The sequence below is a fragment of the Acetobacter pasteurianus subsp. pasteurianus LMG 1262 = NBRC 106471 genome (assembly GCF_000285275.1).
GTDB lineage: Bacteria > Pseudomonadota > Alphaproteobacteria > Acetobacterales > Acetobacteraceae > Acetobacter > Acetobacter pasteurianus.
This window is the reverse complement of record NZ_CADO01000006.1, coordinates 65919-89641: the sequence shown is the minus strand read 5'-3', so window position 1 is coordinate 89641 and position 23723 is coordinate 65919. Positions and strand designations below refer to the sequence as shown.

Here is a 23723-nt window from a genome sequence, read left to right as displayed (position 1 = left end):
TTTTAAAGCACCAACGCGTGCAATAGGGCTTCTAGCCGCAATCGGCCTTCTTCTGTCGCGTATAAATGGGTAGGAGTATGCACAAGGTAGCCTTCTTCCACCGCAGCCGCCAGAATAACCGGGTCTAGGGTTTCGGTTAGTTGCAGGCCTGTGCGGGCCTGGAAGTGGCTAAGAGCAATGCCTTCCTGTAAACGCAGGCCCATGAGCAACATTTCTCGCGCACGTTCCTGCGGTACAAGCGGCTCCTGAGATGTCTGGCCAGAACCCGTGCGTTCTACAAGCTCGGCCCACGGTTCGGGTGCACGGTGCCTGCGTGTGGCATAAAGCTGGCCATCTAGCGTAATGCGCCCATGCGCACCCGGGCCAAGGCCTAGATAATCACCATAATGCCAGTATGTCAGGTTATGGCGGCTTTCACTGCCCGGTTTGGCGTAGTTGGAAACCTCATACGCATTCAGCCCATGTGCATGCGTAATGGCCGTTGTTGTTTCATAAAGTGCGGCGGCTGTTTCCTCATCCGGTAGGCTGAAACTGCCTTGCCGGTAAAGGGCTTCAAACTTGGTGCCGGGTTCAATGGTTAACTGATAGAGCGAGACATGATCTGCCACCAGTTGTAGCGCTGTCTCTAGCTCCGTTTTCCATGCTGCCACGCTCTGGTTGGGGCGGGCGTAAATCAGGTCAAACGTAATGCGGGGGAACAATGAACGTGCAAGTTCCAGCGCAGCCAGTGCCTGTGTGGCGGAGTGCTGACGGCCCAAAAAATGCAAAGTCTCATCATTCAGGGCCTGAATACCGAGGGAAACACGGTTGATTCCGGCCTGCCTGAAATCTTTCAACCTTTCAGCTTCTACGCTGGTTGGGTTAGCTTCCAGCGTAATTTCAAGGTTGGGAGCCGCATCGAATAGAGATGTGGCATCATCTATCAGGTTCGCGACCGTTTGCGGGGCCATGAGAGAAGGTGTACCGCCCCCAAAAAAGATGGATGTCAGGCGGCGGCGGCCCAAACGGTTTGCCTCGTGCGCAAGCTCTGTGCGGAGGGCTTGCGCAAAGCGCGCCTGTGGAATTTCTGCCCGTACGTGTGAGTTGAAGTCACAGTACGGGCATTTGGCCAAACAGAATGGCCAGTGGATGTAAAGGGCGAGTGCGTCCTGTTCCACAGTGTTAGATAGCCACTTTCACGCCCAGTTCCACAACACGATCCGGCGGAATACGGAAGAATTCCATGCTGGAGGTAGAGTTGCGGAGCATGAACAGGAAGATGGACATTCTCCAGCGCGACATGCGCGGCACAGAAGACCGGGTAATCAGTTCGCGGGATGTGAAATAGGATGCCTGAAGGGCATCAAAATCCACACCGTTGGCTTTCAGTTCTTCCAGCGCGCGGGGGATGTTGGGCATTTCCATAAACCCGTAGCGCAGCACAATGCGGTAGATATCTGGGGCCAGTTCTTCCACAGCCACGCGGTGTCCACGTTCTGCTTCTGGTTGATCAAGGTTCTGCACGGTTACGAACAGCACATGATCATGCAGGATCTTGTTATGGCGTAGATTATGCAGCAGGCACGGAGGCACAAAGTCTGGTGTGCTGGTCATGAACACAGCCATGCCGGGCACACGGATGATGCGGGACTGCGGAAGCCGGGCAATAAAGGACCCCATAGGCAGACTATCTTGCCGCTGGCGTGCAATAATAAGGCTGCGGCCTTTTTTCCATGTGGTCATCATCAGGGTCAGCACACAGCCAAGCAGTACTGGCACCCAACCGCCATCAGGAATTTTAAGGGCGTTGGCAGCGAAGAAGGTGCTGTCCAGCAGCAGGAAGCCACCAAATATGGCTCCCACTTTCCATGCAGGCCAGTTGAAGTGGCGATGGAAAACGACAATGGCCAGAATAGAGGTGCAGATGAACGTGCCCGTAACCGCAATACCATAGGCGGAGGCCAACGCATCTGAGCTACGGAAAGCCACCACCAGCAGCACGGCCCCAACAGCAAGGAAGCGGTTGAAGTCTGGTAGATAAATCTGGCCTTCTTCTTCTGCATTTGTGTGGGTAATGCGCAGCCGGGGCATATAGCCTAGCTGGATTAACTGGCGACAGATGGAAAAGCCGCCGGAAATACCGGCCTGACTGGCAATAACAGTGGCAAAGGTAGAAAGCACCACCATTGGCCCCTGCATCCAATGTGGACACAGCAGGAAGAAGGGGTTTGCCAAGGCTTTGGGGTCAGCAATAACCAGTGCGGCCTGCCCAAAATAGTTGAGCACCAACATGGGCAGCACAAAGAAAAGCCACGCATAGCGGATAGGGGCACGGCCAAAATGGCCCATATCAGCATACAGAGCTTCCGCCCCGGTAACGCACAATACGACAGAGCCGAGAGCCAGGAAGGAAAGCTTGCCGTGGTAGAAGATGAATTCCAGCGCATAGGTGGGTGAAAGCGCCATGAGAATAGCTGGGTGGTGCAGAATTTCCATCAGCCCCAGCACACCCAATGTGCCAAACCACAACAGCATGATTGGCCCAAATATGGTGCCCACCTTGCCTGTGCCAATCCACTGCACGCTGAACAGGCTGATGATCACCAATATGGCTACGGGTATCACAAAATCATGCGCCGCAGGCACGCTCACTTCCACGCCTTCAATGGCGGAAAGCACGGAAATGGCAGGGGTAATAATGCCATCACCAAAAAACAGACAGGCCCCAACAATACCAACCAGCCCTAATATCCATCGGGTTCTTTGGTTGATAACCACGCGTTGGGCGAGGGACATAATGGCAAGGATACCGCCCTCACCATTATGGTCCGCCCGCATGATCAGGATGACGTATTTAACCGTGACAATCAGGATCAGCGTCCAGAAAATCAGGCTGGCAACGCCCAGAATTTCCCACGGGGCTACCTGATGATGTCCCGAAATAACCTCGACCGTAGAGCGGAAGGCATAAAGTGGGCTGGTGCCGATATCACCATATACAACGCCCAACACACCCAGCAGAGCGGCAAAGCCAACAGGGGCGGCAGCGTGCTGCGGTTGGTCGGCGTCAAATTCCGTAATGCGCCGCGGTTCCGGCGCTGAAGCCACATGCGGCTGATCTCCTGTAGGGGGAGAACCAGCCGATTTGTTGGCGGGGTCAGTCATGGTGTCTCTGGCTCCACGTCAGTCTTGCAGGGGCACGTTGCCCCGTTCGCCCTGCATAAAGGGCGCAGATAGGTGGAAGCAAGGCATACTGGCCTCCACCCACAAAATGAAAATCAGGGAGAAGGTGGCCGCGGACCAAAAATTGCGGTGCCAACACGCACAAGAGTTGCCCCTTCGGCAATGGCCTGCGGGTAATCGGCAGACATTCCCATGGAAATAACAGGAAGCCCATGTTCCTGCGCCATGCTGCGCAAAAGCCTGAAATGCGGCACAGGGTCTTGCATGGCGGGCGGAATGCACATCAGGCCTTGCAGTTTGTCCCCAAACTGTTGGCGGCAGGTGCGGATAAAGCTATCTGCTTTTTCACGCGGGACACCAAATTTCTGGGGTTCATCACCTGTGTTGACCTCAATCAACAGCTTAGGCAGGCGGCCTTCTTTATCCGCTGCTTTGAGCAGGGCTTCTGCCAGTTCTGGCCGATCCAAGCTTTCTATCACGTCTGCAATGCGCACCGCATCACGCGCTTTGTTTGTTTGCAGGCCGCCAATTAGGTGCAATCGGAGGTCAGGATAAGTTGCCCGCAGGGCGGGAAACTTGCTGGCGGCTTCCTGCACCCGGTTTTCTCCAAACACACGCTGGCCTGCGGCAAGGGCTTCCTGCACGCTTTCAAGCGGATGGAATTTGGAAACGGCAACCAGCGTAACAGAGGCGGGATCCCGGCCTGCTGCGTGTGCTGATGCGTCAATATTCTGGCGAACGGCAGCAAGCCGGTCCGCCAGAACAGATGAGGGAAGGGTGGATGGTGTTTCCATGAGGCGTCAAAATTCTTGAAGATGCGCACTTGGTCAAGTGCCGCAAACGCCGCATACCTATGTTGAGGTGGGAAGATAGTCTTTTCAGGCGTCTAGAAGGTCTTGGTCTAAAGCGCCTGAAGAATGCCTAGTATAAAAGCAATTTTATACTGCAAGAGAATCGACTGTTAAGATAATTTTACCCAAATGGTGCCCATCTTCCATGGCCTGATGCGCAGCCGCAGCCTGTGCCAATGGGAAAGTTTGATGGATAAGTGGGCGTATTGTGCGGTTGGTCAGCAAAGGCCAGACTTTTGCTTTCAGGTCTTGTGCAATGCGGGCTTTGCTGGCGCTGTCACGTGGGCGCAACGTGCTGCCTGTTACAATAAGCCGGTGCGTCATAATCCGCACCAGATTGGCCTGTTCGGCCTTTGCGCCACCTTGCAGTGCGATAATGATGAGCTTGCCATCGAAGGCAAGGCTTTTGAGATTTCGCTCAAAATAAGGGCCACCCACCATATCAAGAATAACGTTTACGCCTTCGCCTTTGGTGTGCTCCGCAATGCGTTCGGCAAAATCTTCCGTCTTGTAGTTAATGGCCTGCGCACCCAGTTGTTCGCACAGAGCGCATTTTTCATCCGTTCCGGCCGTTGCAAAAGGCGTGCCACCAAAAGCTTTAACAAGCTGAATAGCAGTTGTGCCAATGCCGCTACTGCCACCATGGATCAATACCCGTGCATTTTTAGGCAGCATGGTGGGCATGAAAAGATTGGACCACACGGTAAAAAAGGTTTCCGGCAGGGCCGCGGCCTCTATGGCGTTAAAGCCCTCTGGCCAAGGTAGACACTGCCCGGCAGGCACAAGGCAATATTCTGCATATCCGCCCCCATTGGCCAAAGCGCATATGCGGCTCCCTATAGCGGGCATTGTAACGCCTTCTTGCGGCAGACCGTGTGCAATAACTTCTCCAGCTATTTCCAGCCCCAACCTTGGGCTGGCTCCGGGCGGAGGTGGATAAAGCCCTTTGCGCTGCATGATATCCGGCCGGTTTACGCCAGCAGCCATCACGCGTACCAGCACTTCTCCTCGGCCGGGTTGCGGAACCTGAATGGTTTCCAGGTGCAGGACATCGGGTGCGCCTGCCTGCGTAAAGCAGATGGCTTTCATGGTGGAAGGCAGAAGGGTGGGAGCAGGCATAGATAATTCCGCCGTCTGTAGTGGTTAACCAAAAGCATTTAACGTGGCTGCATACCGTATGGATAACGTATGCGACTTCACGTCCACGCTATAATTAACAGTTTTCTCTGGTTTGTGATGTGCTAGCGCCGGTGTTTTTCTCCGGCGAGCTCTCGGCGGGTGCGTTCCAGTTCTTCTGCATAGCGGCGCAAAACATAGCGTTCACTCAGTATGCCAAGCACATTGTGGTCTGTGTCTGTCACAGCCAAAGCGGGCAAGCCTGTGCGTTCAAATGCAGCCAAAGCGCGGGAGAGACTGTCTTCCGGCGCCAGAACCATGCTGTCTGGCGGTAGCAGGTTTTGTAAGGGCTGATTGGCTGGTGTTATCATGGACTGGACTTGCGCATACTCAACCAACCCCATGCAATGGTGCTGTCTATCCAGCACAACAATGTAACGGGGTGCGCGGCCCGTAAACGCAGTGCGCGCTTGGGCCACGGGGGTTTCAGCCAGTAGGGTATCGACTTGCGTGCGCATCATTTGCCCCACGGTGAGCGTGCGCATCCAGCCAACATCTACGCCAGAGCGAATGTTTTCTCCACGTAGGTGAAAGCGCCATGTGGTGAAGGAGTAACCAAAAATACGCCGTGTGGTGAGGGAGGATGTAATGGCTGCCAGCGCTACTGCTGCTGTCATGTTGGCGCTGTGAGTTGTTTCCAGCGCCAACAGAATCATGGTGAAGGGGCCACCAATAATGGTTGTTGCCAGCGCACACATGCCAGCAACGGTGCAAAGCGTAATGGGCAGAGAAAGAAGAGGTGTTGTAAGCCCCGTAAAGGCTGCTCCCGTTAGAACGCCTAGGTAAAGCGACGCAAAAAAGAGACCACCACGAAAGCCACTGCCAATGGAAATGGTGGAGGCCAGAGCTTTCAGCAGAAGTAGACCTATGGCTAGCCATAATGTGGGCGGCATAATCAGCCCTTCCCGCATGGCCATGTGCCCAGAAGACAACACAGATGGGGAAATCAGAGCCAGTAACCCAACCAGTAATCCACCTACTGCCGGACGCAACCAAAGAGGGGGCAGAATACGACGGAAAAGGGATTCCGTCAGTGTCACACTTTTCATCAGCCCAACGCCGATAAAAGCTGTGGCAATGCCCAGCAGTATGAGGAACGGGTATGCCAGCGGTGGAATGGTTTGTGGCAGTATAAGAGAAAGTTCTGGCAGATTGGCTCCGGCAAGATGCACAACAGCCAAAGCGCAGAGAGATGCGCATGCGACAGGTGCAAGTAGGGGAAAGGCGTAAGAGCCAATAACCAGTTCAAATGCGTAAAAAGCTCCTGCTAGAGGGGCATCAAACGCAGCGCCAATAGCGCCTGCTGCACCACACCCTACCAACAGGCGTATATCTGCACGGTGCATGCGGAGGTTTCGCCCAATGCGAGAGCCAAACGCGGCACCAATCTGGCTGAAACCGGCCTCTAACCCAATAGACGCACCACAACCGTTTGAAAGAACAGTTTGCCCGGCAACAATCAGGCTGTCTTTCAGGTTCATGCGGCCGCCATGCAGGGCATTGGCCTCAATAGGGTCTACAGGCCGATGGCGTTGGCGGGTAAGGGCGAGATTCCATAACCCAAGTAGCAATCCCCCAAAGATGGGAACCAGCAGGGCGTGCAAGGGCGTAATGTGTTGCAGGCCAGAGAGTCGGGAATGACCGGGAGCCAGAATCTGATGAACCAGAAAGGTTGCTTTGGTCATAAGGCTGACGGCACCACCAGCCAGCAGACCGATAAGAACAGCCAGCACAACAAGCCATAAAGAGTCCGTACGTACCAAGGCACGTAAGGTCAGCAAAAGGCGCGCAGGTGTTTTATGAGTGCGCAGGTGGTCCAGCAATCCTGTCATGGATCGGACATAACAGGACGGCTGAGCAACGTCCAACACATCACATAAGTGTCATGCACTTTTATGACATATGATGCATGTAGGTTATGGAGCAGGCGGTTTTCCTGCCAAAATAAGATCAGCTTCCTGATCTGTTAACGGATAATGAAAGAACTTGCGATAGAAGGCCTGTGTGGCCTTGTGCATATCCGTATCTGCAAAAAGATCTGGGTGCAGTTTTTGTGCAACCCATTGGAGTTGCAGCAGCTCTTCTGCTCCGTATCTGTCCCACGCAAATACGCCTCGTGGGTTTATCCATGCCCGCCCGTTTTTGAAAGCAGCCAGAGATCTTAGGGGAGAAGCCGCATCTGGCATGCCTGCGGAGGCTCCGATAATAATGACATCCGGGTTCCACACAGCAATCTGCTCAAAAGAAACAGGGCGATGGTTACCGCTGACCGTAGCGGCATTTTGCCCACCAGCGGTTTGTATCCACGCATCTATCAGCGTGTCTGTGCCATCAATCTGCAACGGGTTCAGGCGCGCAATATGCAAAACGCGCGGGCTCTCTTTGGCGGGTGCATTGGCTAAACGGGTGCTTAATTGCTTAAGCGTTGCTTCCATATCCTGTCTGTAGGACTGAGCCGCCCTGGAGGCTTCTGGCGTATCCAGTGCTTGGGCTGTCATGTCCATGGATTTTAGCATTTGCGGCAGAGTTGTATATTCCGCACATAAAGTGGGCACGCCCATTCTACGCAGTTCTTCGGCCTTTGTGGCTGTTGGCACAAAGGCCAGACCGATGTTGAGAGCCAGCAGATTTTCTGCACTGGCGGTATCAGGCCGCACACCCGTATGGGCGTTTTTCATGACAGGTGCGACCTTGAACAGCCAAGGGCTATCTACCGGGTTTTCAGCAGAAACCCGGATGCGGTCTGCTGCCCCCAGCATGACGGAAATTTCGTTATGGGCAAACCATAGGTCTGCAATGGGTGGGTGGTCATCCTTGATCTCAACGGTATGACCACTCATATCCGTAACGCTGCGTGCCATGGCGGCAGGGGCAATAAAAGAGCCTAACCCCGTAATCAGCAGGGTGGAGCAGCAAAGACGTGTCAGCAATGAAGCCATGGAATGTATCCTATTTTTATATACGATAGGATACAGATAAATGCACCACAAGCACCATGTTGACGCGGATATGGTGAAGCATTGGAGGAAAGAGCGTGCGGAAGCACAAGGTTATGCTGGGGGGTAAACTGCTTTATCAGGCATCTCAGCTTTCACATGCTCAACGCTTTGCAAAGGCACGGCAGGCCGAAGGTGTGCCATGCCACGTTGTGCCAGATGAAACGCCTAAACTACCCCGTAAGGTGAGAATCAATAGCCTCACCGGTAAACCGTATCGCAAGGTGACATCGGAAAAAGCAGAGCGTTAACTGCTGCGCTCCGGGCAAAAATTATACAAGCACCGAGCGGTTGTTGCGCCATGCCTCTTCCAGCGCATCTGCCGGGTCTGCATGAGGGGCACTCCAGCTTCCTTCTTTGTCCGGTGCGTGTGTAAGTGCACGCCATGTGGCTTCACCAGTCTGACGTTCCAAAGCAATATGCCAGCCCGGTGGAATACGTGTGAGCAAGCGCTCCATTTTCTGCCCGGATGTAAGCGGTTTAGCGTAATTATGTCCCACTATCTTCTCCCGTAGCGTTTACATATTGGAGGGAAGAGTTCTCAAGCGCGTTAGAATTTCAGCAATCACCTCGGCAGGTTCAGGCAGCACGGAAAAAGTGAGAGCCTGTTCATCTGCCTGTGGTGGCTCCAACGTTTGTATCTGGCTGGGTAGTAAGGAGGCTGGCATAAAATGGTCGGGCCGCGTTTTTAGCCTTTGTGCCAGAACAGATGTATCTGCGCTTAAATAGATAAATAAGGGTTTTACGCCATCTTGCCGAAGTTGATCACGGTAAATGCGGCGGAGGGCAGAACAGGCAAGAATACCGCCTGTTCCGGCTTTTTGTTTTTCTGCCAACCAAGCATGGCAGCGCGTTAGCCAGCCTTGGCGATCTTCATCTGTAAGTGGGATGCCGTGAGCCATTTTTTCAATGCTGGAAGGAGCATGCAGGCTGTCTGCATCCAGCCACGGCCATCCCAACTCATTATGCAGGCCTTCGGCCACAGTGCTTTTGCCAGATCCGCATACGCCCATAACAACCAACAGATGCCGGGTAATACCCTGAGCTGCCGGTTGGGTAGGGAGTGTGCTGTCTGTGGGGTAGGCAGAAGCATTCTGTGGCATGAGTGATATTTTAATCCTGTTGCGGGGTGAGGATGCGTATGCCTTCTGGCCCAGCGGTAATGGTTTGGCACGCCATATGCAGGAACAGCCCGTGTTCAACCACGCCAACAATTTCCAGAATGGAGCGGCCCAGTTTTTCAGGTTCCATCATGGGGCCAAATACGCAATCCATGATCAGGTTCTTTTCATCGGTCAGATAGAAAGATCCATCACGGTTACGCCGTGGTGTGACGTGTGCGCCCAATTCACCCAACTGGCGTGCAACGTTTTCCCAACCAAAAGGAATAACCTCTACGGGCAGGGGGCATTTTGCACCCAGATGATCCACGTATTTGCTGGCGTCGGCCACCACAACAAACTGCTTTGCGGCAGAGGCAACAATTTTTTCCCACAACAGAGCGCCCCCCAGACCTTTAATCAGGTTGAGGGTGCGGGGTTCAATTTCATCTGCCCCATCTATGGCGATATCCAGCTCAGGCTGTTCCCCAAAAGTGGTGAGGGGAATCCCTTCTTCTTTGGCCTGCTTTTCCGTAACACTGGATGTGGGAATGGCACGGATACGCAGCCCTTCTTCCCGCACACGGCGGCCGAGTTCAGCAACAACAAATTTGGCGGTAGAACCCGTGCCAAGGCCAACGGCCATACCATCCTGCACAAGGGATGCGGCCTTGATGGCAGCCTGCTGTTTAAAGGCGGCAGCGGGATCGGGCGGTGTTGCGGTCATGCCTGTTTGTATCCTGTTAGTTCTGCGGTGCTGGAGCGGCTGGTTGATCTAAAAACCAGATCAGATCTCCTGCACTGGTAATGGCACTGGCGGGGCAGGCGGGGTCCTGCGCTCTCACGCGGGCAACGGCTTCTTTTTTATCCGCCCCTTCTACCAGAAAAATAACATGCCGGCTGGCATGAATGGCCGGGTATGTCAGCGTCAGGCGTGTGTGAGGGGCAACGGGAGGCACGCAAGGGGCAACCCATGCAGTACGTTCCTGCAATACCGGCTGACCGGGGAAAAGTGAGGCTGTATGGCCATCAGTGCCCAAGCCCAGCAGGTTCACGTCAAAAAGTGGTTTGTCTGCCTGTAGCGCATCTCCCTGATAGATCTGTTTCAGGGTTGCTTCATATTCCTTGGCAGCCTGTTCTGCCGTGCCTTTGTCTGGCATGGGAAAAATGTTTTCTGCAGGTACAGGCACGCGGGAAAACAGCAGGCGGCGCATCATGCCATAATTGCTGTCTGCATGATCGTGCGGCACAAATCTGTCATCACCCAAGAAAAACTGCATGCGCTGCCACGGAAAGCGGCTGACATAGGGTTCTTCTGTCATCAGGCGGTAAAGGTGCTGCGGTGTGCTGCCTCCGCTAAGTGCGATGCGGAAGGGTGCTTCCGGGCGCTGGAGTGTCTGTTTTACAAGCCAATCAGCCAGATCATGCATCAGGCTGTCTCGTGTTGCAGAAATGTGCAGGGCACCGTTGGCGGTATTCTGTTCTGTCACGATACTGTCTTTCCTGCCGTGTCTGAAAGAGGAGCCACGCGGGGCAATACAAACTGTTCCATAGCTTTGGCCCAGCCATCTTCCGAATTAGGGGCGGTTACGAAATGCGCCGTTTCTGCCACTTCCGGTTTTGATTGCCCCATGGCGATAGAAAGCCCACCAATGGAGAGCATGGGCACATCGTTGTTCATGTCCCCAATGCAGGCCACTTCTTCTATGGAAATATTATAAAAGCTGGCCAATTGGCGCAGGGCATAGCCCTTGTTGGCATCTTTGGGGGTGATATCCAAAAAGCACTGGCAAGAGCGGGCTACGCTGGCGCGGCCTTCAAGCAACTGCCCGATCTCCAGTTCCTGACGCATCAGGGCTTCATAATCGGCGGAAGATCCGGTCACCTTGCCAACATCCTGCCGGTAATCATCAAAGAATGGCACGGCGGTAGGTGTCATGCGCACGGCTTTTGCTTCGGGTTCTACGTAAGCGCCGGTTGCATTGGTTACCAACCATTCGTGCCCACGGAACAGCCAAGCATCAATGTCGTGCACCTTGAGCATATCCAGTGTTTCCTGAACAGCTTCCGGGTCTAATGAAAGGCGAGAGCGAATTGTGCGGTCTGCATTAAAAATGGTGCCACCGTTTAACGCGCCATAAGGCGTGTGCAGGCCCAGCACGTCAAAATACATTTCCATGCCACCCGGAGGGCGGCTGCTAACAAGACAGACAGGCACACCGGCCTGTTTGAGAGTTTGGATAGCGGCAATGCTATGGCGCGTGACCTGTTTTTCAGGCGTAAGCAGCGTGCCATCCATATCAGACACAACAAGGCGGATGCGGGAGGCAGGCGGACGGCCCGGGTTGAGTCCGTTCTGTCCGTTATCTGTCATACTTCCCGACTCCTACCTTGTGTCTAAAATGTTATTTTAGTTCTTGTTTTCTACGTGGCCACCAAAGCCAAAGCGCATGGCAGATAGCACTTTTTCTGCAAATGTGTTGCCGCTGCGTGAACGGAAGCGCGTGAACAGTGCGGCTGTCATCACCGGCACAGGCACGGATTCTTCAATAGCGGCTTCAATTGTCCAGCGGCCTTCACCAGAATCACTGACTTCACCGCTGAATTCAGAAAGCTCACCATTTTTGGCCAGAGCCTGAGCGGTAAGATCCAGCAACCAGGAAGATACCACGCTGCCACGGCGCCAAACTTCGGCAATGTCCGCCATGTTGAGGGAGAAGCGTTCATCTTCTGCCAGCAGTGGGGAATCCTTGCGGTACATCACGTCAAAGCCTTCAGCAAAGGCCTGCATCATGCCGTATTCAATGCCGTTATGAACCATTTTAACAAAATGGCCTGACCCGGCTGGGCCGCAATAGAGGTAGCCCTGTTCCGCACGGGGGTCGAGATCTGCACGGTCACGGCCCGGCGTGCGCGGGATATCACCAATGCCCGGCGCCAGAGAGGTCAGAATGGGGTCAATATAATCAGCGGCTTCACGCGGGCCGCCATACATCATGCAGTAGCCGCGGTCCAAACCCCACACACCGCCAGATGTACCAACATCAATGTAATCAATGCCTTTTTCAGCCAGCACTTTGGCGCGGCGGATATCGTCCTTGTAGTAGGTGTTGCCACCATCAATAACGATATCACCTTTTTGCATCAGGCCAGCCAAGGCCATCACGGTTTCTTCCGTAATGGCACCAGCCGGAAGCATGGACCACACAATCTTTTTGGGTCCGTTCAGCTTTTCTACCACATCGGCAAGGTTGCTGGCGGCAACAGCACGACCGGCTTCTGCGCGGGCAACGGTTTTTTCCACCATTGCGGTATCGCGGTCATAAACGACAACGTCGTGCCCGTGCCGTGTCAGGCGGACGGCAATGTTGCCGCCCATTCTGCCCAGTCCAACAATGCCAATCTGCATCATGTTCTCCTGTTTAATATTTTACAGGGCGTCATGCAGGGCAGAAGCAAGCGCTGCAAGGCCTTCTTTGAGATTTCCTTTAATATGCACCCGCAGGGCACGGCGCTTGCGTTCGGCCAGCACATCAAAATCACCACGGGCCTGAGCGGCTTTTACAACGCCAAAGGAATAGCCAGTGCCGGGCACGGGCAGGTCTCGCGCATCATCTGCCGTAATTTGCAGGAACACCCCTGTGTTGGGCCCACCTTTGTAAGCCTGACCGGTGGAGTGCAGGAAGCGCGGACCGAACTCTGCTGCCGTGGCAATGGTTTTGGCATCACGCACATGCAGGCGCGCATGCTGGATCCATTCCAGTGTTTCACGGTTGCGTTCAATATAAGCCAGAAGCCCCACGTAATCCCCAGCTTTTACGCGGTCAAAATGTGCTTTCAGGATAGCTGTGGCCGTATCTCCCTTAAGGGCGGCCGCATTTGCCTGATCTGCAAAAAACACCAGCGGGCCGTGCTGCGCAAAGGGTTCTTCTGCGGGCAGTTTGCCAGTTTTTTCGTAAGCTTCCATCAGCTTGCGCGTTTCGATCTTGGTGGATTCAACATCCGGCTGATCGAACGGATCAATGTTCAGGAAAGCACCAGCAACAGCGGTGGCAATCTCCCAACGGAAGAATTCCTGCGCAATCTGACGCTTGTTATGGAAATTGATGGTGATAACAGGCTGCCCGGCATCAATCAGGGTTGAAATGGCTTCGTCCTGCTCATGCCGATGTTCTGTTGCAAGGCGCAGATAAACAAACAATCTATCCTTGCCGTAGCGCTTGGGGCCGCCCAGCGTTTCATCATCAATGGGGATGATGCCTTTGCCATGCTTGCCGGTGGATTCAGCAATAAGCTGTTCCATCCAAGCGCCAAAGTCCATGATCTGTGGGGTAGCAATAATTGTGAGCTTATTCCGCCCGAACTGTGTGGCGGCAACACCCATAATAGTGCCGAGCAGCACGCCGGGGTTGGATACGGGCGGTACGCTACCATCGCACATGCGTACGCCACGTAGCGCGTCTTCAAGGAACAGGCGTAGCGGCACACCGGCTGCGGCTGCAGGCACCATACCAAAGTTGGAAAGCACGGAGTAACGGCCACCAATTTGCGGGTCACCAGCAAAAATCTTCCAGAATCCCTCAGCCTTGGCATAGGCCTCCAGCTTGGATCCGGGGTCTGTGATGGCTACAAAATGAGAGCCCGCTTTTTCTTTCAGCGCCCGTTTGGCCAGATCCTGAAAATAGGCCAGCATGATATTGGGCTCCAGCGTGCTGCCGGATTTGGAGGCCACAATAAACAGCGTGTGGTGCGGATCTATCTTTTTCTCAAAAGCGGCAACCTGCTGCGGATCTGTGCTGTCCAGCACGTAAAGATGGCCAAAGCCTTCGTGCTTGCCAAAGGTCATGGCCAGCACTTCTGGCCCAAGACTGGAACCACCCATGCCCATCAGCAGAACCTGATGGAAGCCGCGGGCTTTTACTTCAGCCTGAAAGGCTTCCAGATCCCCAATATGGTTCAGGCGGTCATCTACCGTGTTCAGCCAGTTCAGCCATTTGGCTTCTGGGCCATTGGTCCAGACAGAGGCATCCTTGGCCCATAGACGGCGAATGGAGCCATCCTTACGCCAAGCGTTTAAGCCTTTATTTACGGCTTCCTGAAAATCAGCTGGCAGGCTTGTTTTCAGGGTGGTGAGCTTATCTCCCAGAAGGGTTGCCTGTTTGGCGGCAACAGAACCCAGCAGCCCATCAAAGGCATCTGCAAAGGACTGCACACCTTCATCTACAAGGGTTTTGGTAATACCTTCCAGATCCAATCCAAGGCGCTGTATATCTTCCATCACCTGTCGGGCGTTGGCGATATCTGTGCCCAGTGTTTCTGCCACGGCGCCGTGGTCACGGAAGGCATCCATGGTGGCGGGCGGCAGGGTGTTAACGGTCTGCGGGCCGATCAGGCTCTCAACATACAGCACATCGCTATAGGCTTTATCTTTGGTGCCGGTAGAGGCCCACAGAAGGCGCTGGGTTTGAGCTCCTGCATCTTCCAGCGCTTTCCAGCGCGGTGTCTGCATAATTTCCTGCCAGTACACATAGGCCATCTTGGCATTGGCAATGGCAACTTTACCGCGCAGGGCCTTTAGGGCTGCGGCGTCTTTATCCCCCGCAGCAACGCGCCGATCAATTTCTGCATCAATTTTGCTGTCAATCCGGCTGACAAAGAAGGAAGCAACGGATGCAACGCGAGACAGATCTCCGCCTTTGGCTTTCAGGTCTTCCAGACCGCTGAGCCATGCGTCCACCACGTCTTTATAAGCATTCAGAGAGAAAATAAGCGTGACGTTGACGTTAATGCCCGCAGCAATGCTGGCCCGAATAGCCGGAATGCTTTCTGGCGTTGCGGGAATTTTAACCATCAGGTTGGGCTCGGCCACATCTGCCCACAGGCGGGCAGCTTCATGTGCTGTGCCTTCCATATCCCGCGCCAGATACGGAGAAACTTCCAGGCTTACAAAGCCATCCTTGCCATGAGCCTGTTCATAAACAGGGGCCAGCACATGGGCCGCTGCCTTAATATCGGCAACTGCCAGCTTTTCGTAAAGCACGCCCGGGGCAACAATTTCATGCGCCAGAATATCACGCATTTGGGCATCATATTCCGTGCCTTCTCCCATTGCTTTTTGGAAGATGGCCGGGTTGGAGGTGACACCACGAATGTCATCATCCTGCACGAGGCGCGCCAGTGAACCATCTTCCACAAAGGAACGACGGATAAAGTCCAGCCAAGGGGACTGGTGGGCTTTTGCAAGTGCCCGTAGCGGATTGGCGCTTGGCGAGGCGGAGGATGTCATTGGTGGTTATCCTTTCTCCATCCTGCCCGATCAAAAACCGGGCAGGCCGATGTCATATAACGCGCGGTGAAAGATCAGGTTTGTTTAGCCTGCCTGCCGCTTGGCAGCTGCCAACACGGCTTCTGGCGTGAAACCAAATTTTTCAAGCAGTTTGCCCGCTGGAGCCGAGGCACCAAAGCCGTGCATGGCAATGATTTCACCCTTCGGTCCGGCATAGCGATCCCAGCCAATGGCGGAGCCTGCTTCTATAACCACACGTCCTGTTACAGCGGCGGGTAGCACGCTCTCACGGTAAGATTGTGGCTGCGCTTCAAAAAGTTCCCAACTGGGCATGGAAACAACGCGGGCCGGAACACCTTCTGCGCTCAGGGCTTCATACGCCCCTACAGCCAGAGAAACTTCGCTGCCCGATGCAATCAGGATAACCTTTGGTGTCTGCTCACTGCTTGCAAGAACATAAGCCCCTTTTGTGAGGCCAGAAGCCGGCGCGTAACGGGTACGATCAAGCGTAGGCAGATTCTGGCGGCTTAGAGCAAGAGCGGTCGGGCCATTGCGATGCTGGATCAGAAAACGCCATGCTTCGGCCACTTCATTGGCATCGGCTGGGCGCAGCGTTACCAAGCCCGGCGTAGCACGCAGCTGCACCAGTTGTTCGATGGGCTGATGTGTGGGGCCATCTTCGCCCACCCCAATGGAGTCATGGGTGAAGATATAAGTGACAGGCAGGCCCATAATGGAGGAAAGGCGGATAGGGGCCTTCATGTAATCTGAAAAAATCAGAAAGCCTGCCGCATAGGGGCGCAGGCCATACAGGGCCATACCATTTACAATGGCCCCCATGGCATGCTCACGCACCCCAAAGTGGAAATTGCGTCCAGCATAGCTCCCACCCCATTGAGCAGGCTGGAAGCTTTTTTCACCTTTTAGCAGCGTTTTGGTGGATGGTGCCAGATCCGCAGATCCGCCCAGCAGCCAAGGCAGACGGCCAGCTACAGCGTTAAGCACTGCACCAGAGCTGGCGCGGGAGGCCTCACCTTTTGCGCTGGTTTCATAAACCGGAATATCCGCATCCCAGCCTTCTGGCAGAGTGCCGTTGAAAATTGCATCCAGTTCTGCAGCCAAAGCGGGGTGCGAGGAATGGTAACTGGCAAACAGTTTGTTCCATGCAGCACTGGCGGCGGCCCCACGGGCCCCTAAACCATCCTGCATATGTTGCAGTGCTTCTGCTGGAACAAGGAAGCTACTGTCTTCCGGCCAGCCGAAAAACTTTTTGGTTTCACGCACTTCTTCTGCGCCCAAAGGTTCCCCGTGGGCGGAGGCCATGCCAGCTTTATTGGGTGCACCCCATGCAATAACCGAATGTGCAATAATAATGCTGGGGCGGCTGGTTTCAGCCTTGGCTTGAGCGATTAGCTGAGTGAAGGCTGCGGTATCATTGGCATCATTCAATTCCAGAACCTGCCAGCCATAGGCGGCAAAGCGTTCTGCTACATTTTCTGTAAATGCAATGTTGGTGCCGCCCTCAATGGAGATACGGTTGGAATCGTAAATCCAGATCAGGTTGCCAAGCTGAAGATGACCGGCAAGGGAGGCTGCCTCGCTGCTGACGCCTTCCATCATGTCACCATCACCACACAGGGTGTAAACATGATGGTTAAACAGCTCGAAACCTGGTTGGTTGAAGCGTGCAGCCAACCATTTTTCTGCCATGGCCATGCCAACGGAGTTACCACAGCCAGCACCCAGCGGGCCGGTTGTGGTTTCTACGCCGGTTGTGTGCCCATGTTCTGGATGGCCTGGGGTTTTGGAGCCAAGCTGGCGGAACTGCTCTAAATCAGCCGTTGTAAGGGCCGGAGCATTCGTAACCTTGCCGTTAGTCACCTGCCGGATACCAGACAGATGAATCATGGAATACAGCAGGGCAGATGCGTGCCCAATAGAAAGTACAAACCGATCCCGATTGGGCCACAACGGGTTGGTCGGGTCATAGTTTAAGAGGTTTTGCCATAGAGTATAGGTCAGCGGCGCCATGGACATGGCCGCCCCCGGATGGCCAGAATTGGCCTTCTGCACAGTGTCCATGACAAGTGCGCGAATGGTGTTGATGCACAGCGTATCAAGGCTGGATGCGCCACTGCCCTGCGTTTGTGCAGGTGCGCGAACAGGAGTGGGAAGAGAAACGCGCATGCAGACCTATCCTCCAGACTGGGCCGTAATTACGAATTATGGCCGGAAAGTTATGAGCACCCCTAAGTGGTGTGCCTTGTAAGAGTTCCGCACAATTCCACGGTTAGGCGTTTTTCGGCAAGAGATGATGACGCTTGGGCAGCTTTTTATGTTCAACAAGCCTGCTGTCATAACTCTGTGATTTTATGCCTGAAATGCTCTTTTTGCCTGAGCAGGGAGCAGGCGTGCCACTTGTGCGTTTGCGGTATGGACAAAGGGGCTGATATGGTTCTTTTTCTTAATAACGCGGCAGCGTAAGATAACCGTTGTTGCAAAACCATTCTTTTCCGGAGGTCAGTCATGACAGAAGTTTCTTCCCGGACTCCGTCCGAGCAGGGAACAGCCGCCCCGGCAACCGGTGGTGGCGCACAGGGCTTTACGCGTGAACAGATTGAAGCACTTTTCCTGAACGCTGCGCGGGAAGGGGATGCAGATATGCTGGCCCGCTTTTTGCAGGCGGGTATGGACCCGAATCTGCGGGCTGAAAAAGGCTATACGCCGCTTATCTTGGCTTCTTACAATGGGCATAAGGACGCCGTGAGCGTACTGTTGTCTCATGGAGCCAAGCCCGATTTGCAAGATGAAAAAGGGGCAACGGCGCTGGCCGGTGTGGCATTTAAAGGTGATATGCCTATTGCCACCATGTTGCTGGAAGCTGGAGCAGAGGTGGATATTCCCAACGCGGTTGGGCGCACACCTCTCATTTTTGCCGTGATGTTCGGGCGGGATGACATGGCGCTGTTGTTGCTGAAAGCCGGTGCTAACCCCACAGTGCGAGACGGTGAAGGCCTAAACGCCATAGATCTGGCCCGTAGGCAGGGCAAACCCGTACTTGAAGAAGCACTGAAAGCAGTGGCCGCCAGCCTCTCCTGAAAAAGGAGCGGCGGAATATTTTGGTTTTACACCTTCAGATAAGAAGGGATAAAGCGGCCTGACATCAGGCTGCTTTTGTTTTTTTGGATATAGATAGCATGAGTCGTTTCTGGAGCCCGCTTGTTCATAAGCTGACACCGTATGTTCCCGGTGAGCAGCCCAAAATGACCGATCTGATCAAGTTGAACACCAACGAATCGCCTTATGGTCCATCTCCGCGTGCGTTGGAGGCTATTCGTGCTGCGGATAATGACACATTACGTCTGTATCCAGACCCGGAAGCCTTGGCTTTGCGCACAGCTTTGGGGGCGCGTGTTGGTCTGGGGCCGGAATATGTGTTTGTAGGCAATGGTTCGGACGAGGTTCTGGCCCATGCGTTTCAGGCATTTTTTGCACACGGTGAACCGTTGCTGTTCCCGGATGTAACTTACAGCTTTTACCACGTATATTGCGGCCTTTATTCCCTGCCGTTCCGTACGGTTCCGCTTACGGATGATATGCAGGTAAATATTGCAGATTACGCAGGCCCATGCAGTGGGGTTGTGGTGGCCAACCCGAATGCTCCCACAGGCATTGCCCTGAGCTTGGCAGAGGTGCGCCAGCTTCTGGAACTCCACCCAGACCGTGTTGTGCTGATTGATGAAGCCTATGTGGATTTTGGTGCAGAAAGCGCCGTTTCCTTAATTAAAGATTATCCTAACCTCCTGGTTGTGCAGACTTTCTCTAAATCACGCGCACTTGCTGGCTTGCGGGTTGGTTTTGCATTTGGGCAACCTGAACTCATTGAAGGTTTGGTGCGCATAAAGGATAGTTTTAATTCCTATCCGCTGGATCGTCTGGCGCAGGTAGGGGCAACGGCTGCGGTGGAAGATGAGGCATGGTTTGCCTCCAGCGTGCAGAAGGTTGTTGCCAGCAGAACGGCGTTGTCAGAAGGGCTACAAAAACTCGGTTTTGATGTCTTGCCGTCCAAAGCCAATTTTGTTTACACTCGGCACCCGAACCGGAACGCAGCAGAACTGGCCACCCAACTCAGAGAGCGTGCCATTATTGTCAGGCACTTAAGGGGTGAGCGCACAGCTGCGTGGTTGCGCATTACGGTCGGCACAGATCAGCAGTGTGAAAATTTGCTTTCAGCACTGCGGGATATTCTGTGCAGCAATTCGCTTTAACCAGACCTTAAAAGTCTGCTTTTCTTACGCGTATAAAGGGCTTGCCTGCCGCTTTTTGCGGTGGGTGAACGTCTATGTGCGTTTGGCGCAGGTTTTTAACGGGTCATTTCTGCACTGTGCAGGCAGCGCGGCCATAACGTTGGCCGCGCCTTATTTTGTTGTAATGAGGTTCAGCTCATGCGTGCTTATCGTGGCCAGATGTCTGACAACCAGCCTATTCGTCGTTCTCTGCCAGAAAAACAGAAGCAGCTGCGCGATCTGAAGGAAACGCTGGGGGCAATGAAGGCTCATACCTCTCCGGCACTTAAGGAAAGCATACGTAAACGTATTGCTCAGCTAGAAGCCGAGCTTACAGCAGCACCCGTTCTTAAAGCTGCACGTAAGCAGCAGGATGGCACGCGCTCTGCGCGCCCGGCTGGTGGGGGTGCGAGCCGTCGTTCTGGCAGTTTGCAGACGCGATCATAAGTTAAGCATTGGCAAAAGGTGGTTTACCTGCCTTTTGCCAATTTCTGGCCCATGTTATGCAACCTGACTGGCGCTGGCGCCAAGAACAGGTTTTATTACGCAGCCCGCTTGGGGATATGCCCGTAAGAAAGCAGGGAGACCAGTGATGCCCAACCCACCATCAGCCGGAGCCCTGCCTGATCTTCTTTCTGAAGGAGGCACCCTTTTGCGGGATGGCTTGGTATGGGCCATTTTCTGCCGCCCGGGTAAGGAACCGGTAGAACTGGGGCGTGATGTTGTTACGCAGCGCCTGACAACCGGCAGCTTCCCCCCGGAACTGATGCAAGAGGATGGGTGGGCCTGGTTCCATTTTGATATCGTCCATACCCTTTCTCGCGCGCAGATTGAAAGCATACCTTCGTTACCTGAAGAAGTGCGTCAGGTTCTGACCAACCTGGAACGCAGCACCCGCCTGGAAAGTGAAGGCGATATTGTTTTTGGTGCGCTACCAGCGTTTGATGACACATCGACCGATGATGAAAGAAATGTCAGCACGTGGCGGTTTGCGCTGGAACCTGATTTACTGCTGACCACACGCAGGCACCCCATTCCAGCATTGGGTGTGGTGTATCACGAACTGCAACGCGGACTTGTACCCCGTTCTCCTGCCAAGGTGGTGGATAGAGCTCTTCTGGAATTTGCAGATACATTGCGGCGTGATTTTGCCCGGCTGGATGATCAACTGGATCGTGCAGAAGATGTGCTGCTCATGCTGGACCGCGATACAGATCTGGGCCGTATGAGCGGTCTGTTAGGTGTTGCCCGCCGTCGCTCTACGGAATTGCGGCGTGTTCTGGCTCCGGTAGATCGTATTTTCCGTGATGAAGAACTGGAACTGCCTGAATGGGCTGAGGATGATTTGCGAGATCGTTCACAACGTCAGGTTCATGCAGCACTGGATGACCTTTTGGCCTTGCAGGACCGCGCGCGTTCTTTGCAGGATGAACTCACATCCAATCAGGCGGAAGAAACCAACCGGCGTCTGTATATCGTTTCTGTTGGCACAACCTTGATGCTGCCTGCCACGTTTGTAACCGGGTTTTTTGGTATGAACACGGGCGGCATGTTTCTATCAGGCGGTGCGTGGGACACGGTTATTGCCGGCATTCTGTGCTTTGGCATTATGCTTGGCACATGGTTTGTGCTGAAGCTGACAAAGCTGCTTTAAAAATTATCCGTGCCGTGGGGCCAACAGAATAACGCCAGCACCTAGCAGGCAGATAAGGGCTCCGGTGATTTCCCATTTATCTGGTGTCCGGCCTTCTACACAGCGCATCCATATAAGTGATGCCGTAATATAAATACCGCCATAAGCGGCATAGGCGCGGCTTGCGCTTTCTTCATCTATACGCGTGAGCAAAAGGGCAAACACACATAAGCTGATAAGACCGGGAATAGTCAGCCAGCCTGAGCGGCCTTCCTTGATCCAGAGCCAGACAGCAAAGCAACCTGCAATTTCGGCAAAACCGGCAAGAAGATAGATCCCGAAAGAACGCAGCAGAAAAATAAGGGTATTCATCATTCAGGACCGGTCTTTCTAGGCGTTTTGTTCAGATTCTGTCCGGTATGCATCCATCACAGATTTTACAGGTCCATCCATCCGTATTTGGCCATGTTCCATCCAGATCAGCCGGGTGCACCATTTTTCCAGCACACCCAAGGCATGTGAGGTAATAACCAGAATATCTGTGGAATCCACTACAGAGGCCAAGCGCTTTTCAGCGCGTTCCTGAAAGTGAAAGTCTCCTGCCATAAACCATTCATCCATCAGAAGGATTTGTGGGGTAATGGAGGTGGCAAGGCCAAAACCCAGACGTATGGTCATGCCTGTGGAGTAAAGCCTTACGGGCAAATCCAAAAAGTCATCCAACTGCGCAAAAGCTTCCACGTCTTTTTCAAGCTGGTTGATTTGTGCAGAGTTAAAGCCTTTTTGGTGGCCAAACAGACTTATGTTTTCTCGGCCTGTAAGCTGTGGATTCATACCAGAAAGTAGGTCCAGCAACGGGGCTACTTTGCCATGAATCTGTACGTTTGGCGCTTCCGGCATGTAAATACCCGCCATGACACGCAATAAAGTAGATTTGCCGGCACCATTATGCCCGATAAGCCCTACACGTTCCCCAGCTTTGATGCTGAGAGAAACATCTCGGAGGGCTTCTACATAAACAGTGCCTGTTTCACCTTGCCCGAGGGTGACGGAGCCGCCTGTCTGAAGCCCGCGTGCGCTGGCCAGCAGCGATTTGCCGCGTTTGAGCAGCATTTTCTTAAGTGAGCGTGCGCCCCCATGAAAAATGGGAAAGCTGAGCGAAAGGTCTGTGATGCTGATGGAAGCGGGTTCAGCCGTAGTTTTTGTGCTCGTAGGCGCAGAAGAACTTGTCATATCCAGAACGCCAGTCTGCTACGGGAGCGGGAGAAGGTGAAGAGCGCCAGAATCCATAAAGTGAGGCTGAAGCCTCCGGCAATCATCCATAGCGTTGGTTCTGGAGCCTGCCCCAAAAACGGACGGCGTACAATTTCCAGCAACGCGTAAAATGGGTTGAAGTATAGCCAGAAAGTGGTGTTCCCGAGCTGTTTGGGCTCCCAGATAACTGGGGTAATGTAAAACATAATCTGGAGAATACTGCCCACAATGGGGGGGATGTCTCTAAAACGGGCGCAGGCACTGCCCAGTAACAGGCAAAGGGCTACGTTGTTGGCGAGCCATATTGCAATGGCCGGTATGGCCAAAAGCATTGTAAGGCCCGGCCATACGCCCAATACCAGAAACACCACAATAGGCACGATTATGTTGTAACCAAACATAATCCCGCACCGCACCATAGTGCGGAACGCTTGCACGGAATACGGCATATTAACTGAGCGCAGAGTTTCTGCCGCGCGGGTGAAGGTGGAGCAGCTTTCCTGAATAAGAGAGGAGAGCCCCGCCTGCCATAGAATAAGCGAAATTGCCAAGTATGGTAGGTAATCGTGCAGAACCAGATGGAAGAGCTGAGAATAGATCAGCCCCATGGAGCCAACCATGACACCTGTAGTGAGTGTAAGCCAGAAGGGGCCGATGCGTGACCCATTGAATTGTAGCCGGATATCTAGCCAGCCCAATGAAAGGGCCAACCGCCACAGGCGCAGCCCGCCCGCAATATCATTGCAGGCAGAAACAAGGCGAGAGCGCGAAGCCCGGCCTGGTTGTGTGGGTAACCCAGACCCTGAAAACTGCGCGGAAGAACCGGATGTGGCCGTCATGCTTTATGGCCTATCCGATCAATTCGGTCTCTGCAACAGGCAGTATAATGGGGAGAGAACAACAGCAGCGATTTCTTGCATGAGAAACATCCGAGGTATAAATACCAGCATGAGTTTTATGCCAGATCGTCAGGAAAACT

22 protein-coding genes are annotated in these 23723 nt (G+C 53.8%); 5 read left to right on the top strand and 17 right to left on the bottom strand.

Annotated elements, in window-relative coordinates:
- Nucleotides 1–2: 2 nt before the first annotated feature.
- The 6 genes from hemW to APA10_RS02490 form a co-directional block, all read right to left on the bottom strand.
- Nucleotides 3–1157: a radical SAM family heme chaperone HemW gene (hemW, locus tag APA10_RS02515; RefSeq protein ID WP_003629310.1), complete on the bottom strand. Its 1155-nt coding sequence runs from the start codon at nt 1155–1157 to the stop codon at nt 3–5.
- A 4-nt stretch (nt 1158–1161) separates the two neighbouring features.
- Nucleotides 1162–3144: a potassium transporter Kup gene (locus tag APA10_RS02510; RefSeq protein ID WP_003629309.1), complete on the bottom strand. Its 1983-nt coding sequence runs from the start codon at nt 3142–3144 to the stop codon at nt 1162–1164.
- Between the two features lie 113 nt (nt 3145–3257).
- On the bottom strand, nt 3258–3956 hold the full coding sequence (locus tag APA10_RS02505; protein WP_003629308.1) for a YggS family pyridoxal phosphate-dependent enzyme: 699 nt from the start codon (nt 3954–3956) through the stop codon (nt 3258–3260).
- A gap of 144 nt (nt 3957–4100) precedes the next feature.
- Entirely contained in the window at nt 4101–5132 is a 1032-nt protein-coding gene (locus APA10_RS02500; RefSeq protein ID WP_003629307.1) for an NAD(P)H-quinone oxidoreductase, read from the bottom strand.
- Nucleotides 5133–5254: 122 nt separating this feature from the next.
- Nucleotides 5255–7021, bottom strand: a complete 1767-nt coding sequence (locus APA10_RS02495) for a chloride channel protein (protein WP_003629306.1) — start codon at nt 7019–7021, stop codon at nt 5255–5257.
- 84 nt (nt 7022–7105) lie between these two features.
- Nucleotides 7106–8128: an ABC transporter substrate-binding protein gene (locus APA10_RS02490; RefSeq protein ID WP_003629305.1), complete on the bottom strand. Its 1023-nt coding sequence runs from the start codon at nt 8126–8128 to the stop codon at nt 7106–7108.
- Between the two features lie 95 nt (nt 8129–8223).
- Here APA10_RS02490 and APA10_RS02485 point away from each other — a divergent pair, with 95 nt between their 5' ends.
- Nucleotides 8224–8436 (top strand): hypothetical protein, encoded by a 213-nt coding sequence (locus APA10_RS02485; protein WP_174714358.1) that lies wholly within the window; start codon nt 8224–8226, stop codon nt 8434–8436.
- Between the two features lie 21 nt (nt 8437–8457).
- On the opposite strand, the gene APA10_RS02480 is transcribed toward APA10_RS02485, so the two are convergent.
- From APA10_RS02480 to tkt, 8 genes are all read right to left on the bottom strand, one after another.
- Nucleotides 8458–8685: a hypothetical protein gene (locus APA10_RS02480; RefSeq protein WP_003629302.1), complete on the bottom strand. Its 228-nt coding sequence runs from the start codon at nt 8683–8685 to the stop codon at nt 8458–8460.
- Between the two features lie 18 nt (nt 8686–8703).
- Nucleotides 8704–9288, bottom strand: a complete 585-nt coding sequence (locus tag APA10_RS02475) for a gluconokinase (RefSeq protein ID WP_003629300.1) — start codon at nt 9286–9288, stop codon at nt 8704–8706.
- 10 nt (nt 9289–9298) lie between these two features.
- The gene (gene rpiA / locus APA10_RS02470) at nt 9299–10012 is read right to left on the bottom strand and encodes a ribose-5-phosphate isomerase RpiA (RefSeq protein WP_003623559.1); all 714 of its coding nucleotides are present in this window, start codon (nt 10010–10012) and stop codon (nt 9299–9301) included.
- Nucleotides 10013–10028: 16 nt separating this feature from the next.
- Nucleotides 10029–10775 (bottom strand): 6-phosphogluconolactonase, encoded by a 747-nt coding sequence (gene pgl, locus APA10_RS02465; RefSeq protein ID WP_003629298.1) that lies wholly within the window; start codon nt 10773–10775, stop codon nt 10029–10031.
- Nucleotides 10772–11659: an HAD family hydrolase gene (locus APA10_RS02460; RefSeq protein ID WP_003629296.1), complete on the bottom strand. Its 888-nt coding sequence runs from the start codon at nt 11657–11659 to the stop codon at nt 10772–10774. Before APA10_RS02460 ends, pgl begins: the two co-directional genes overlap by 4 nt.
- 36 nt (nt 11660–11695) lie before the next feature.
- Nucleotides 11696–12694 carry a phosphogluconate dehydrogenase (NAD(+)-dependent, decarboxylating) gene (gene gnd, locus APA10_RS02455; RefSeq protein WP_014457450.1) on the bottom strand — a complete coding sequence of 333 codons (999 nt, stop codon included), beginning with the start codon at nt 12692–12694 and terminating at the stop codon, nt 11696–11698.
- 21 nt (nt 12695–12715) lie between these two features.
- Nucleotides 12716–15571, bottom strand: a complete 2856-nt coding sequence (locus tag APA10_RS02450; protein ID WP_003629294.1) for a bifunctional transaldolase/phosoglucose isomerase — start codon at nt 15569–15571, stop codon at nt 12716–12718.
- Nucleotides 15572–15655: 84 nt separating this feature from the next.
- Entirely contained in the window at nt 15656–17758 is a 2103-nt protein-coding gene (gene tkt / locus APA10_RS02445; RefSeq protein ID WP_003629293.1) for a transketolase, read from the bottom strand.
- A 339-nt stretch (nt 17759–18097) separates the two neighbouring features.
- Between tkt and APA10_RS02440 the strand changes: the two genes are divergently transcribed.
- The 4 genes from APA10_RS02440 to APA10_RS02425 all read left to right on the top strand — a co-directional run bounded on the left by APA10_RS02440 (nt 18098) and on the right by APA10_RS02425 (nt 21511).
- Complete coding sequence (locus tag APA10_RS02440; protein WP_003629292.1) at nt 18098–18670, top strand: ankyrin repeat domain-containing protein; 573 nt, start codon at nt 18098–18100, stop codon at nt 18668–18670.
- A gap of 98 nt (nt 18671–18768) precedes the next feature.
- The gene (gene hisC / locus APA10_RS02435; protein WP_035365778.1) at nt 18769–19839 is read left to right on the top strand and encodes a histidinol-phosphate transaminase; all 1071 of its coding nucleotides are present in this window, start codon (nt 18769–18771) and stop codon (nt 19837–19839) included.
- A 177-nt stretch (nt 19840–20016) separates the two neighbouring features.
- On the top strand, nt 20017–20304 hold the full coding sequence (locus tag APA10_RS02430; RefSeq protein WP_003629290.1) for a hypothetical protein: 288 nt from the start codon (nt 20017–20019) through the stop codon (nt 20302–20304).
- 145 nt (nt 20305–20449) lie between these two features.
- Nucleotides 20450–21511 carry a transporter gene (locus APA10_RS02425; protein WP_003623577.1) on the top strand — a complete coding sequence of 354 codons (1062 nt, stop codon included), beginning with the start codon at nt 20450–20452 and terminating at the stop codon, nt 21509–21511.
- Nucleotides 21512–21514: 3 nt separating this feature from the next.
- Here APA10_RS02425 and APA10_RS02420 read toward each other — a convergent pair whose 3' ends face one another.
- From APA10_RS02420 to APA10_RS02410, 3 genes are read right to left on the bottom strand one after another with little or no spacing between them, the layout of a single operon-like run.
- Nucleotides 21515–21865: a YnfA family protein gene (locus tag APA10_RS02420; protein WP_003623579.1), complete on the bottom strand. Its 351-nt coding sequence runs from the start codon at nt 21863–21865 to the stop codon at nt 21515–21517.
- 15 nt (nt 21866–21880) lie between these two features.
- Entirely contained in the window at nt 21881–22723 is an 843-nt protein-coding gene (locus APA10_RS02415) for an ABC transporter ATP-binding protein (RefSeq protein ID WP_003629288.1), read from the bottom strand.
- Nucleotides 22720–23583, bottom strand: a complete 864-nt coding sequence (locus tag APA10_RS02410) for an ABC transporter permease (protein WP_003629287.1) — start codon at nt 23581–23583, stop codon at nt 22720–22722. The genes APA10_RS02415 and APA10_RS02410 overlap by 4 nt, the downstream gene beginning before the upstream one ends.
- Between the last annotated feature and the right edge of the window lie 140 nt (nt 23584–23723).